Origin of the sequence: Maribellus luteus (genome assembly GCF_003576475.1) — a bacterium.
Taxonomy (GTDB): Bacteria; Bacteroidota; Bacteroidia; order Bacteroidales; family Prolixibacteraceae; genus Draconibacterium; species Draconibacterium luteum.
Genome location: NZ_QWGR01000006.1, coordinates 304,853 through 319,959, shown reverse-complemented (window position 1 = coordinate 319,959; position 15,107 = coordinate 304,853). Strand labels below are relative to the sequence as shown.

At 37.1% G+C, this 15,107-nt stretch carries 8 protein-coding genes; 7 read left to right on the top strand and 1 reads right to left on the bottom strand.

All coding sequences use genetic code 11. The annotated features are described in order from the left end of the window. The first annotated feature begins 1,172 nt into the window (after nt 1–1,172). From D1614_RS13090 to D1614_RS13060, 7 genes are all read left to right on the top strand, one after another. Nucleotides 1,173–1,718 carry an RNA polymerase sigma-70 factor gene (locus D1614_RS13090; protein ID WP_119438389.1) on the top strand — a complete coding sequence of 182 codons (546 nt, stop codon included), beginning with the start codon at nt 1,173–1,175 and terminating at the stop codon, nt 1,716–1,718. A 62-nt stretch (nt 1,719–1,780) separates the two neighbouring features. Further along, a complete protein-coding gene (locus tag D1614_RS13085; RefSeq protein ID WP_119438388.1) occupies nt 1,781–2,707 on the top strand; it encodes a FecR family protein in 927 nt (308 codons plus the stop codon). Nucleotides 2,708–2,833: 126 nt separating this feature from the next. Then, on the top strand, nt 2,834–6,262 hold the full coding sequence (locus D1614_RS13080; RefSeq protein WP_206610014.1) for a SusC/RagA family TonB-linked outer membrane protein: 3,429 nt from the start codon (nt 2,834–2,836) through the stop codon (nt 6,260–6,262). A 10-nt stretch (nt 6,263–6,272) separates the two neighbouring features. After that, a complete protein-coding gene (locus D1614_RS13075; RefSeq protein WP_119438387.1) occupies nt 6,273–8,174 on the top strand; it encodes a RagB/SusD family nutrient uptake outer membrane protein in 1,902 nt (633 codons plus the stop codon). 18 nt (nt 8,175–8,192) lie between these two features. Next, nucleotides 8,193–9,383: a DUF5000 domain-containing lipoprotein gene (locus D1614_RS13070; RefSeq protein ID WP_119438386.1), complete on the top strand. Its 1,191-nt coding sequence runs from the start codon at nt 8,193–8,195 to the stop codon at nt 9,381–9,383. 19 nt (nt 9,384–9,402) lie between these two features. Next, nucleotides 9,403–10,614, top strand: coding sequence for a DUF4998 domain-containing protein (locus D1614_RS13065; RefSeq protein WP_119438385.1), 1,212 nt, complete (start codon nt 9,403–9,405; stop codon nt 10,612–10,614). Between the two features lie 402 nt (nt 10,615–11,016). Then, the gene (locus tag D1614_RS13060) at nt 11,017–13,479 is read left to right on the top strand and encodes a hypothetical protein (RefSeq protein WP_119438384.1); all 2,463 of its coding nucleotides are present in this window, start codon (nt 11,017–11,019) and stop codon (nt 13,477–13,479) included. A gap of 219 nt (nt 13,480–13,698) precedes the next feature. Here the strand turns inward: D1614_RS13060 and D1614_RS13055 are convergent, their stop codons facing one another. Further along, on the bottom strand, nt 13,699–15,102 hold the full coding sequence (locus D1614_RS13055) for a Gfo/Idh/MocA family protein (RefSeq protein ID WP_119438383.1): 1,404 nt from the start codon (nt 15,100–15,102) through the stop codon (nt 13,699–13,701). Between the last annotated feature and the right edge of the window lie 5 nt (nt 15,103–15,107).

The following is a 15,107-nucleotide window of genomic DNA, read 5'->3' as shown; positions in this document are numbered from 1 at the left end:
TGGGCTACTTTCATTAACTGAGATCAACTTTACTAAAATGGAAAGGGTGCGAAGAAAATAAGTATGCAAATCCTAAAGGGAGATATTGGCTCAAGGGTAGATTAAAGTCATAACTTTTATACATGAAGCAATTTCGCACATGAAGCAAACTACTATATATCAACACATCCGCTCATTATCTTAATTCATTTTGTATTTATGAATTTCAAGTATTCATAACTTCTGGGTAAAATATTTTCAATGGAACCCCTAAATGTTAAGCATATTTCTGCATGAATAGGAATGTGCTTTTCTACGGTTTCAAATTTTTGTATAAAAGTTTTCCCGTCAAGCGAAGAAAATGGATGCTTGTTCTTATAGGAGTCTTGCTGACAACTAGCAATATTCCTGTGAGCCTGCAAGCATTGGTTCAAATCAATGTCCTGCCAAAATCATACTTTATCAGTTTGATGCGTCCTTTCGACTTTCCCATTTAAATGGGAACTTTGGGGCCTATATCTAATTTTTATAAAGTGTTTTATAAATCATATTGAAAAATTCGTTACCACAATCCGTTTGAATACACTGGATTGGAAAATCCGAAATCATCCTGCAATTCTCAAAAAAATGAATCGAACTTTCACTCTTTTTATTCCAGTATGGCCTAATCACTTTCAAACGAGTGCAACCATCAATCGCTGCAAACTGATAAACTTTATTACTAAGTTTTGCTACATTCAATTAAATCCGCTCACCTGGCAACAATTTATAATATCGTCTAAATTCTGACTTTTCCATCTTTGTAATACGGGCTTTACGTTGTTCCAGAACTTACCAAATTGTTTCTTACGATACTCCTAATCTTTTGATACAGAACAAACGCTTTGTGATTCTTTGATGCTGTAAGGAGGGCTCCACTCTATTGAAATGCAGAAAGGTTATGATGTAAATATATGGATAATAATCCATTCGGGAAGTCGAAACATCGGGATGAAAGAGGCCGAACATTATTGTAAACAGGCAGTTGTCATCAGCAAAAGACGTCACATAATCGATATGCTATAGAATGCCTCTCTCAACTTGAAAAACGGTTAAATTGAAAGTTGGGACTATGAGATGTTCTTGAAAAAGCTACTTTTGCGCCGTCTCGATAGGGAATAAATTAGCTTGGCCATCAATAAAATTTGGCAGGGATGTGTTTTGAGGAAATCTATAAAGTATATTATAAGCGATCGTTTTTATATGTAAAAATGAACGTACACGATAATGCTGTAGCTGAGGATATTGCCTCGGAAGCATTAATAAAGCTATGGGAAGCCACTGAAACAGATTCTACCCTGAATGTCAAGCCATTCTTATTTAAGATACTTCGAAACTCATCTATTGACTATTTAAGACGGCTAAAGGTAAGTCAGAAGGCTCTTAAGGAAATACATCAAAACTTAAACAGAGAGCTGGATTTTCGAATTTCAGCGTTAGAATCATGTGACCCAACCAAAATTTTCACTGTCGAAATTGAAGAGCAATTTAAATCAACATTATTAAAGTTATCTGCTAAAACAAGACAGGTAATTGAAATGAGCCGCACTGAAGGAAAAACCAACGCCGAAATTGCAAAAGAATTAAACATTAGTGAAAAAGGAGTAGAATACCACATTACTAGGGCTTTGAAAGAACTGAGAGCAGTCTTCAAAGATTATTTACCGATCATTTTATTTTTTTTTGATAAAATTTCCTAGGGGTAAACTCAATTGCTTCGTCTTTTTATTAACGCCCAACAAAAAAGAAGGTGTGAAAAACGATGAAGAAATTATTGGAGAAATACATAAAGGGAGACTGTTCGGCAGAAGAAAAAGCTAAAATTATTGATTGGCTTGACACTGACGAAAACAATAAAAAAGAATACTTTGAGCTTCGAAAATCTTATGAGTTTAAGTTATGGTATCTTGGGTCAGAGTATAACAACATCCGAAACCAAAATAACATTTTAAAATTTGGGCGACAACTATTAAAAGTTGCAGCCATTTTTGTATTAGTAATTTTAGGGACCTATATATTTCAACGAAATCCCAATCTGATTTCTTCGGAATATTGTGAAATAACTGTACCTCTAGGAGAACATCAATTGGTGAACCTTCCTGACGGATCAAAAGTCTGGTTAAATTCAGGAACAAGCCTACGTTTCCCGGAAGCGTTTGATTCAAAAGAAAGAAGGGTCCAAATTACCGGAGAAGGATTTTTTACGGTACAACCCGATAAAGAGAAGCCTTTTATTGCAACATTCGAAGGATGTGAGATTAAAGTACTTGGTACTGAGTTTAATGTTAATGCCTATCCTGGCCGCAAAGAAAAGATTGTCTCCTTAATCGAAGGATCAGTAGAATTAACATCTGTTTCGAATCAGAAGAGAATAATACTAAAACCTTACTACGAAGCTCTTATACAAGAAAATAACATGGAAGTAAAAGCCATTGATTCGCTTGATAAGTTTATGTGGAAACAAGGTATTATTAGTTTCCAAAATGAATCATTTGAAAATGTAGCAAAGAGATTACAGGAGCTTTATAATATCAAAATTGAGATCAAATCTTCTGAATTATATAAAATCAAAATATCTGGAAAATACCGGCAAAAGGAAGGTGTGATGAATATCCTTTCTGTAATTCAATGCAGTAACAACTTTAGCATACGCCAGAACTCCGAAACCGGGGAAATAGAAATTTATTAATTAAAAAATCACTCTATGAAAAAAACTTAATCAACATGTAATAAATAGGCAGGAGAGTCACCTCCTGCCAAATGAATTCGATACAGACGTCCAAAAATCTAGTACCTAACATTCAAAAACAAATGTATGAAAAATTATTTGTCAGGATTTTATTTTGACTTTTTTAAAAATGTATTTAGAAAAATGAAGATTACTTTCTTCTTTTTGATTGTTTTTTCCTCCCTTACTTTTGCAAATGATGCAGCATCACAGGTTTCCTTAGTAACACTTAATATTCGAAGTGGAACCTTAGAAGAACTCATAAGCCAAATTGAAGAGCAAACAGACTATCTGTTTTCCTTCAATGCAGAAGATGTTGATCTAGAAACTAATATTTCTGTTCATACAAGAAATGAATCTGTAGAAAGTATTTTGAAACGTATTTTCAATGAAAAACGAATATCTTTTAAGATACAGGGAGACAATATCATTCTTATTAAAGAAGATGAAACCAAATCAATCCAAGAACAGGGTAAAAAGGTTACAGGAAAAGTTACTGAAGAAAATGGCCAGCCACTTCCTGGTGTAACGATTACAGTGCTGGGCTCAACAAAGGGAGTTATTACCGATGTCGATGGAAAATTTGAGATTTACAATATTGAACCATCCGATAAACTTGTATTCTCATTTATCGGTATGGAATCTCAAATCATTGATGTGGGAAATCAAGATAATTTTAAAATCGAACTATCTTCAAAAAGCGAACAATTAGAAGATGTTACCGTTGTTGCTTTTGGAAGGCAAAAGAAGGAGAGTGTTTTAGCTTCAATTACAACTGTAAAACCTGCTGATTTAAAAGTTCCATCCAGTAACCTAACAACGGCATTAGCAGGTAAGTTATCTGGGATAATTTCGTATCAACGCAGTGGAGAACCGGGACAGGATAATGCCGAGTTTTTTATTCGTGGGGTTACAACGTTTGGCTATTCAAAGAGTCCACTTATTTTGATAGATGGAGTGGAGAATACCACTTCCGACCTTGCAAACTTACAGCCTGATGACATTGCAAGCTTCTCTATTATGAAGGATGCAACAGCAACCGCGTTATACGGTGCTCGAGGTGCAAACGGAGTTATATTAGTTACTACAAAAGAAGGTGTTGAAGGTAAAGCAAGAGTATCCGTTCGCTTTGAGAATTCAATATCCTCGCCAACAGACCGCGTTAAGTTAGCTGATCCGATTACATATATGAAACTGCATAATGAAGCAGTTTTAACACGCGATCCATTGGGGATATTACCTTATTCGCAAGAGAAAATTGATAAGACCATTGAGGGTAAAAACCCTTTGTTATACCCTTCTGTTGATTGGTACAATGAACTATTTAAATCGTCTACTGTTAATCAACGCTTGAATTTTAACGTTTCAGGTGGTGGTAAGGTATCCAGGTACTATTTGGCAGCAACAGTAAACCAAGACAATGGTAATCTAAAAGTTGATGGGCAAAACAATTTTAATAATAATATCGATTTAAAAAGATACCAGTTACGCTCAAATATTAATATCAACATTACTCCGACCACTGAGGCGATTATACGTTTCAACGGTGTCTTTGACGACTATTCTGGACCTCTCGACGGAGGATCTGGCATTTACAACAAGGTAATTAGTTCCAATCCTGTTCTGTTTCAACCCTACTACAAAAAAACAACAGAAAACCAATATGTTAGACACATAATGTTTGGGAATTATGGCCAGGGTAATTATGTAAATCCATATGCCGATTTGATAAGAGGATATAAAGAATATGATAAAACAAAGATATCAGCCCAATTCGAGATTGAACAAAATTTAGATTTTCTGTTAAAAGGGCTGAGTGGCCGGGCATTGGGCAGTATCAACCGTTATTCAAATGCAAGTGTTGAGCGATTTTATAATCCTTTTTACTACTCGGCCATATACAACTACGCCACCAATCAAGTAGACTTGAAACCCTTAAACGAAAATGAAGGAACAGAGTATCTCGATTATTCAGAAGGCACGAAAGATATTAGCTCAGACATGTATATGGAAGGTGCCCTGCAGTATAATAAGGTATTCAACAAAAAACACAGCATCAGTGGCCTTTTGGTATATACCCGACGAGAGGAAAAAGTTGCCAACGCAGGAAATCTGCAAAAGTCACTACCGTACCGTAATCAAGGGCTTTCTGGGCGTTTCACCTATTCTCACAACGAAAAATATTTCTCAGAGTTTAACTTCGGCTATAACGGCTCTGAGCGTTTTGCCAAAAAAGAACGTTTTGGCTTCTTCCCTTCTGCAGGATTGGGATGGATTGTTTCCAAAGAAGATTTCTTTACTCCTTGGACTGATAAAATAAATGTGCTTAAGCTTAAAGCAACCTATGGTCTTGTTGGTAATGATGCAATTGGAAGCGTAGATGACCGATTTTTTTATATTTCACAAGTTAATTTAAATGATGGCGGACGAGGAACTGTTTGGGGGGAAAGGTTGGATTACTACGTAAATGGCATTTCAATACAGAGATATGAGAATGACCTGATTACATGGGAAACTGCAAAAAAACTCAATGTAGGTTTCGAACTCGGGTTATTTAATGCGATTAATATTCAAGCCGATTTTTTTAGAGAAGACAGGGAAAATATTCTGATGAATCGTTTACGACTTGCAAGTATGGGTTTAGAATCTAATGTAAGTGCAAATGTTGGGTCAGCATACAGCCAGGGCTTCGATGCATCTATTGATTTTAACAAATACTTTACTGAAGATTTTTGGATCACCGGGCGTGCGAATTTTACCTATGCAACTGGAAAGAAAAAAGAAGTTGAAGAACCTGATTATTCTGACACTCCTTGGTTGTCTGCCGTCGACCGATCTATTAACCAGTCATGGGGCTTTATTGCCGAACGACTGTTCATCGATGAAAAGGATGTGGCAAACTCTCCATTGCAAACTTTTGGAGAATATGGTCCAGGCGATATCAAATACAGAGATATAAACGGAGATGATAAAATTACCGGCCTTGACAGGGTACCGATAGGTTATCCCACTGCACCTGAAATTATTTATGGGTTTGGGATTTCTACTGGTTACAAAAATCTCGATTTTTCATGTTTTTTCCAGGGGAGTGCCAGAAGTAGTTTTTGGATAGACACCTATAAAACAGCTCCATTTATAAACAGCGGAGAAAATGGAAAACTAGTTAATCAAGCTCTGCTGCAGGCTTATGCCGATGACTATTGGTCAGAAAACAACCGTAATATTTATGCTCTTTGGCCTCGCCTTTCGGATGAGATTGTACAAAATAATAATCAGTTAAGCACATGGTTTATGCAGGATGGTACATTTTTGCGTGTTAAATCAATAGAATTTGGTTATTCCTTGCCCAAACAAGTTATCCAAAAAATAAAGCTAGACCACTTACGCATATACATCAGCGGAACCAATCTTTTCACATTTAGCAATTTTAAAATCTGGGATCCTGAAATGGGCGGAAACGGATTAGGATATCCAATACAAAAAGTGGTTAATATGGGTATACAGCTAAACTTTTAAACGAAAAAAGATGAAGAAAATTAAACTAATATATTTACTATTGATCATTACTTTAATAACCTCTTGTAATGATTACCTTGATGTTGTTCCAGATAATGTAGCGACAATTGATAATGCTTTTACCGACAGATACAATGCCGAAAAATATTTAGCTACGTGCTATTCATACTTGCCTAATTTTGGGGGTTACAATAATAACCCGACTTTAATTGCGGGAGATGAATTGTGGATGCCTGAAAAATATAAAGGTGTATATGGTGCATTAATTGCAAGAGGAAACCAAAGTGCAACATCTCCCAGTCTTGACTACTGGCGTGGTACCAATGGTGGCAAGAACATGTACCAGGCTATACGTAGTTGTAATATTTTTTTGGAGCGTATAACCTCAGTTCCTGACTTACGCAAAGATGAGCTTACGAGATGGATTGCAGAAGTAAAGTTTTTAAAAGCTTACTTCCACTTTTATCTGATCAGAATGTACGGTCCAATTCATATTACTGACCAAAGTATTCCTGTTTCTGCTGAAACACAAGCGACAAAAGTATACCGCGACCCAGTAAACGATTGTTTTCAATATGTAATAGATTTACTCGATGAGTCAATATCAGATCTGCCCCTTGCAATACAAATCTCTAAAACTGAGTTGGGACGTATTACCAAGCCAATTGCTGTAGGTATAAAGGCGAGAGTTATGATAACATGGGCAAGTCCCTTGTTTAACGGAAATCCCGATTATGCTTCTCTTGTTGATAACAAGGGCACTCAATTGTTCCCAAGCAACTATGATGAAGAAAGATGGCAAAAAGCCGCGGAGGCGACCAAAGAAGCCATTGAAATTGCACATGAAGCAGGCATTAAACTATACCAGCCAGATGACGTTGAAACACCATATAATTGGTCAGACACAACAGTTATGAAGGTAGCTTTACGAAATAGAGTTAGTGAACGTTGGAATGTTGAAGGGATTTGGGCTTCAACTACAGGTATGGTCGGGCATGAATTGCAGCACCACGTACAACCCCGCTTTTTTGCACTCAAAGAGAACTCAGTTCGTTCCAATATGGCAGCAACTTTTAATGTTGTTGAATCATATTATTCTAAAAATGGAGTACCAATCGAAGAAGACAAAAATTTTGATTTCGAGAATCGTTACAAAAGAAAAAAAGCAGAATACCCAGATCGATATTTTATTAAGCAGGGTGAAGAAACTGCCGTGATAAACTTCAATCGCGAGTTTCGCTACTACTCAGATATTGCTTTCGACCGTTCTATATGGTTTGGTAATGGAAGATCTGAAAACGAAAACGATCCATGGTGGATGAAAATGCGTAAAGGGGAGTTTGGTGCCGTCTACGACCAATGGGATCAGGGCTTAACCGGTTATTTCCCAAAGAAATTGGTGAGTGAACAAAGTGAATTCAACTCTGATGGCACCCAATATTATGCAGAAACTTACCCATTCCCTGTTTTAAGACTTGCTGACTTATATCTTTATTATGCAGAGGCACTAAATGAAACCTTGGATGCACCAAATGAAGAAGTTTACCAATGGATAGATCAAGTTAGAGAGAGAGCAGGCCTGAAAGGTGTTGTAGAAAGTTGGAGGGAGCATTCAATAGATCCGTCAAAACCAACAACAAAAGACGGTATGCGTAAGATCATACAACAAGAGAGAATGATCGAATTTAGTTTTGAAGGTGGACGATTCTGGGACTTAAGACGTTGGAAACGTACATTCGAATTTCAAAACAGACCGGTTCTTGGATGGAATGTTTTTGCCCAAGAAGTCGAAAACTATTACAAATTAAATACTGTATTTGTGCAAAGTTTTACAACCCGAGATTATTTATGGCCAATTGCTGAAAATGAAATCATATTGAATCCGAACATTATTCAAAACGTTGGATGGTAATAACTTAAAAAAATAATAATGAAAAAAATAGTTACACTACTAATATGGACTCTGGCTGTTTTATGGAGCTGCGATGAGAAAGAACTAGGGCCAACAGTTAATGGAGGAAAAGCCCCTGGTAAAGTGAAAATAACAAATATTGAGAATATTGCCGGCGGAGCAATCATTCACTATGATATTCCCAACGACGAAGATTTATTGTATGTAAAGGCAGTTTATAGTTATAATAACCGGAAAAGTGAAGCTCGCGCATCGTTCTATGATACAAAACTTTTGCTGGAAGGATACAATGACACGTTGGAACATGAAGTTGAACTATATGCCGTAGATAAAGGTGAAATGATATCTGAAGCAGTAAAAACAAAAATTAAACCACTCGAATCACCACTACAGAAAACGGCTAAATCGGTTAAAATAGAACCAACATGGGGAGGAGCGCAATACTCCTGGCTCAATACCGAAGAAAGCGAACTAAACTTTCTACTTTTTTCTACCGATTCAGTGGGCAATATGGAGCTAATAAGTACTGTTTATTCTGCACAAAAAAATGGAAAAGCTAGCTTGCGTGGATACGAATCCGAAGAAAGACCCTTTGCAATGATTATCCGCGATAGATGGCAGAATTATTCTGATACAATCTGGCCAAGTGATGGAAAAACACTTACTCCACTTTTGGAACAGAGATTGGATAAAACAAAAATTCGCAAAGTCATATTAGCTAACGACGCTAACTGGAGTGTTTGGGGAGGCGTATTTGAACAGGCATATGATGATAATATATTGACCATAGCCCACACCCAAAGTGGTACTGGCTGGCCACATTACTATACTGTTGATCTGGGAGCAAAAATAAAACTGAGTCGCTATCATATGTGGCAAAGACAAGATACTCCCTCTTTTCAAGCATATGCGCACGGGAATGTTCGTCGATGGGAAGTTTGGGGATCGGCTGAAAAACCAGACCCAAGTGGCTCTTTTGATGGCTGGACTAAGCTACTTGATTGTACGATTGAAAAGCCATCAGGACTGCCTTTAAACCAGAACAGTGAAGCCGATCTCGATTTACTAACTAGAGGTCACGAATTTGAGGTACCTCAAGATAAACCTGAAATAAGATACTTGAGGTTTGCAATACTGGAGACTTGGTCAGTTACAGATTTTGCATACCTGGCAGAGTTTAATTTATTTGGAAACATCACGGATCTGTAGAACCTTTTATTATCGAATTATGAATAAAATTATTTTATATAAACTCCTATTAATTGCAGTAGTAGGTGCTTTTATGTCCTGCAGTGATATGGATGAAATTCATCAAGAGTACACTGAAGGAGGCGAAATATTATACTTGACCAAAATTGATTCTGTTGAATTTTTCTCTGGCAACAACAGAGGAAAACTAACAGGCATACTTGATAACGCTATAAGAGTAAAAGAGGCAGTAGCCTATTGGAATCAAATGAAAGATTCCCTGCTGATGCCACTTACTCCTACTAGCGGTATTGATAGAATTGAATTTAATCTTGAAAATCTACCGGAGGGAACTCATGAAATTCAGATAAAAACCAAAGATGATAAAGGGAATCAATCCATCGGAGTTACTGTGTTTGGTGTTACCTATGGAGATAAATATCAAGCTACTCTTAAAAATCGTGATGCTCAGAAAGTAGAAGTAAAACCAGGCTTTATTGGCATCGATTGGCAAATTGCACCTGAAAATTCAGTTGCTTTTGAAATCTGTTATATCAATTCGGACAATGAGCAAATATGTAATCGATTAAACGTTGATGTACTCCATACTGAAGCAACTGATGTAAAAATGGGTACCACACTCAAACATCGTTTATTATATATGCCCCAGCCAACCAGTATAGATACGTTTTATACCGAATGGCAAGAAATTAAGGTGAAACTGCCTGAAGGAGAATTTAAAATAAGCAGTGCCGATATTACTGAAGAACCTTTAAAAAACGATAACCTGGGCCGTTCTTGGGGCGGACATATCGATCATTTATTCGACGGTATAATTGATGCCGGAAATCATTACCATACTGGCCAGTGGAACGATGGACCACCATTAACTTTTACATATGACTTGGGAGCTTCATACAAAGTTACCCGTATTAAAATTCATGGCAGACCTAATTGGGCGGTTAGGCTACCGCAGAATCTTGAAGTATGGACAACTGACAATATTGAGGGAGCTGATATAGATGCACAGGTAACAGACGAAGGCTGGGAGGCAGAATCGATAGCTAAGGGATGGAAAAAAGTGGCAGAGTTTCATGGTGGAGAACAGGCTCCATCAGATAATATAGTAGATATTGTAAACTTCAATATGGATACAGGATACTCTAGATATATTCGTGTTCGGGTATATAATATCTGGGACAACACTATATTTCTTAATATGAGTGAGATTGAGACCTGGGGTATGTACTAGTACATTAGTTAGGTTAGAGAAAGTGGCTATTTGTATCTTCAAATAGTCACTTTCATAATATATACCCCAAAAACTGTCAATACTAGTCTGACTAAAGTTTTAAAGAACAAAATACATCTTTCATATAATTTAAATTAAGAATCGCCAAGCTAGCTCATTCCAGAAAATTGAATCAAGAAGACAAGCGACTTTCTTCCCGATCAAAATCAGGCTGGTGAAAATATTTGTTCATACACTAAAAAGCCAGATCTGAAAACGGTCGAAAAGAAAAAAACGTTTCATTTTCAACTAAAAATAGTTCTATTCGGCTTAATAACTGACAGACAATTAGAATTGAAATTTAACATTAGTCGGAACGTAAAAAACAAATCAACTATGCTAAGAATTTTTAAATAAAAAAATATGACTAAATCATTTTGGATACTATTAATTACAATATGCTTTATTGCCTGTGTTGATCCTCATAACAAGGATTTTCTAGAAAATGATCTTTTCAAAATCACACTAGACAAAGAAGGAAAATTAACAGAACTACTTGATAAAAAAACAGGAAAAAACTTGTTAGTTCCGGGCCATAATATCTCTTTTTTAACTATTCAGCAAAATGGAATCAACTATCCGGTTACCAGCTGGAAGCAGTCTGGCGAAATGTTAACTTTTAAATTTGATGGGTTAGCAGCAGAAATTACCACAAAGGTTAATAGTAAAACGAACTATCTAACTCTTGAGATAGTTGAACTGAATAGCAAAGAACCTATTGAAAAAGTTGTGCTAGGACCATACAATGTTCTTCCTTCTGAAAAAGTTGGTCAATCGATTGGAATAGCCTATAACGATAGTATTGCCATTGGGCTAATGGGGCTAAACCTTAAAAGTCGCGGAGGCTTTGAAATTTTAGAACGTGAAAGATTTGGAAATGCTGCAAAAAAGGCTAAAACAGGTGCCAGTTTAACCGGGTTTGTGCGCGATCGTTCGACCTATCGTATTGTTGATAATTGGGAACAAAAATTGGGGCAGGCGGTGCCGGTTAACGATCGTGATGCTGAAATTGCAGGCGCAAAATTTGCGTTATACTGTATACCTGCGAATGAACTTAAAAATGTTGTTGAAGAAATAATTCTTGAAGAAAAATTACCGCATATAAAAACCAATGGAGTATGGAATAAAGTGTCGAACTACTCAACTTCTTCAAAATTTATTATGCCTTTTAATGTTAGCAATATTGAGGCGTGTATCGATGTGGCTAAAAAAGCAGGCATTACATGTATATATCATGGCGGAATTTTTGAAACTTGGGGAAATTTTAAAGTAAATGAGCAAAACTTTCCTAATGGTTACCAGTCTGTTCGCGAGTGTTCTGACAAGGCAGAAAGAGTTGGAATTAACCTTGGAGTTCATACGTTAACAAATTTCATTACTACAAATGACCCGTGGGTCACCCCAAAACCTCATCCGGGCTTAGTATTGGCAGGAATTACTGAATTAGAAAAAAGTATTTCAGCAACAGATAATGAATTGCTATTGCACGACGAGCAAGTACGTCCTGCTTATCATGAACCGAATTTAGATAAAGTCAATCCCAATTGGCGGGAGCACAAAGCCGTTAGAATAGGCGATGAAATTATAGAATATTCTTTTTCAACGGCTAATAACCAATTGGTTTTAAAAGATTGTAAACGTGGCGCCTTTGGCACTAAAGCTGTTGAACACCCAAAAGGAGAAAAAGTGGGTCGCTTGGTTTCCCATGGTTATAAAGTATTTTTCCCTGATATTAACCTGCAAGATCAAATGGCAAAAAATCTGGCCATTTTTTTTAATGAGGCCAATTTGAAGAGGATCAGTTTTGACGGTATTGAAGGTGGACTAATTACCGGACATGAGCGTTATGGCAGTGACCGATTTGTAAAGGTATTTTTTGACAATTTGAACGATCCTAATATTGTGGCTAACTCTTCTGACGTTACCCATTTTGGATGGCATTATTTTGCAAATGAAAGCTGGGGAGAACCATGGACATCCCATAACTTTAGAGAGGCACATTTAGATCATCGTTTGAATGTTCAAAAAGCTTTAAAAGAGGATTTACTACCTCGAAAAATGGGGCAGTTTAGTATTAATGAGAAAACAACTAAAAAGGATATTGAGTGGGTTATGGGTTTATGTGCAGGTTACGATGCAGGTGTTGATTTTTACATAGAACCTAATTTTGAGGATATTAATAAAGATGCGAACTCAATATTATCAGAGATTAAAAAGTGGGAAGAAGCAAGAATGAAGGGTGTTTTCTCAGAAGAACAAAAACAACAACTTCGGGATCCGTATACATTCTACGGGCTTGAGTTGGCTGAAGATAGTGTGCACTTGGTGTTTATTGAATCATGGATACCAGAGGGAAAAAGAGATCAGGAAACGAATAAAGTTAACACTTTGTCATCATCAATATTGGGCAATAGCTCTGATGCACCTGTTTCTTTTGACTATAAGCATACAAATATGACCACTGAACCAGGATTGCCAACTTCTTCTGTCTGGGAATACATTTGTGTAGGCCCCAAGCAAAAACTACAGTTCGTAATTCGTCTTCCAAAAACTTCAAAAGAAACAGTAAAGGGCGTTTTCTTAAAAGTAGGAACTCAAAAAAGAGTAATCCCTTTTGTTCTAAAACCAGGAGACTATGTAGTTAATAAGGGAGACGATACTTATCGTCATTTTTCAGAAAATCACCAAATTGAGAATGAAATTGTATTATCAAATGGGAGCTTGACTGTAAATGAAGGTCTAAATTTGATCGAATTCGATTACCAAGGTACTGGAAGAACAGCTGGCCCTGAAATGATCGTGAATTTTTGCACAAAATCAAAATAAATTCAATCTTCCCATAGAAGGAAGAATTCGTTGGTGTGCTTCATTTTCTTTAGTTCAACGGCATAGGCAACAGACGAATTCTTCCTCCATAGAAAATCCCATCCTAAATCTCTACGTCTGAGAAATAAGTGTTGGAAAACCTACAATTAGGAGCAAACTTTTACCTCTAAAAAAAGAGAAAATAAAAGCTGCCACTTATTTTACGGCTATTACCCGTATTTATATTCTTTTTGCTTTAGGCTGAAGATGAGTTAAACCGGCAATTCTTACAGGCGTTCCCGACTCAATACTTTTACGAGCAGCAATCCCAATCAGTACAGACATTGCACCATCACGAACCCCTGCCATGTGTTTGTATATGTCTTCCTTTTCAGGATTCTTAAAAATCTGGTCATGCAAGCGGGTATCACCCCCACCGTGTCCAGCATGACTATACGGTACATACACTGTTTCCTGCTCTTCCCACAATTTGTGAGAAATAATCGGTTTCATCACGTGCTCCACGTCACTTTGCTGGCTCATTTCAACAGCATGAAGCTCTTCCTGAGATAAAACATTCGCATCCAGGTAAGGCACATCCAAAAAGGCCTCCAGCCTTCCTTTTGTTCCGTTGAATGCTACCCGCCATCCTTCCCATGGAGAGTAGGTTGTAAGCATATAGTTTACAAATACATTGTTTGCATATTTAATGTTCACATTCATTTTGTCATAAATATTGATCTCTGGTCTGAACAGACAATTATCACGTATATAGCCATCCACATGCTCATGCTTTACGTATCTTTCGAAATCATCCTTACTTTTTGTTATATCCCAGTAGAAATTACAGGATTCCTTTTCATCACAGCTACGACAGTTCACTCCTTTCTTTTCCGGTCGGCCTCCGTAAAACTCCAGATCGCCATAAGCAAAAACTTCCGCAGGTTCTGAGTCAAGCCACCAGTTAATAAGATCAAAATGATGTGTTGCTTTATGTACCAAAAGTGTTCCGCTGTGCTCGCGTTGTCCATGCCATCTGCGAAAATAAGATGCTCCATGACTGGTATTTAACATCCATGAGAAATCAACGGAAACAACATCTCCAATCGTCTTATTCATCAGCAGTTCTTTTATCTTAGTATTGTATGGGCTCCACCGGTAATTGAACGTAACAATAACCTTGCGTTTGTATTTACGTTCGGCATCAAGAATAGCCTGACATTTATCTTCATCCGTTGTCAGCGGCTTTTCGGTTAAAACATCAACTCCATTTTCAAGAGCCTTAATTATGTACAAATGATGGGTTGCATCTGTTGTTGTTACCATGATCAAGTCGGGAGAATTCGCTGCAATCATATCTTCAAAAGTTGTATACAACCCACAATTTTTGTCAACGCCTATAAACGTTGCAGCATATTGCAAGCGGCTTTCATTGTGGTCAACTAACCCGATGAACTCCAAAACATCACCGTATTCATCCACCAACCTTTTGCCCCAAAACTCGCTACCTCTAACCCCGGTACCGATTAAAACCACTTTTAGTTTTTCTCCACTGGCATTTATGGCAGCCCGTATTGGATTTGAAATTGCTACTCCAGCAGCAATTGTTCCAACTGCTGCCAAAAACTTTCTTCTGTCTATCATAACGA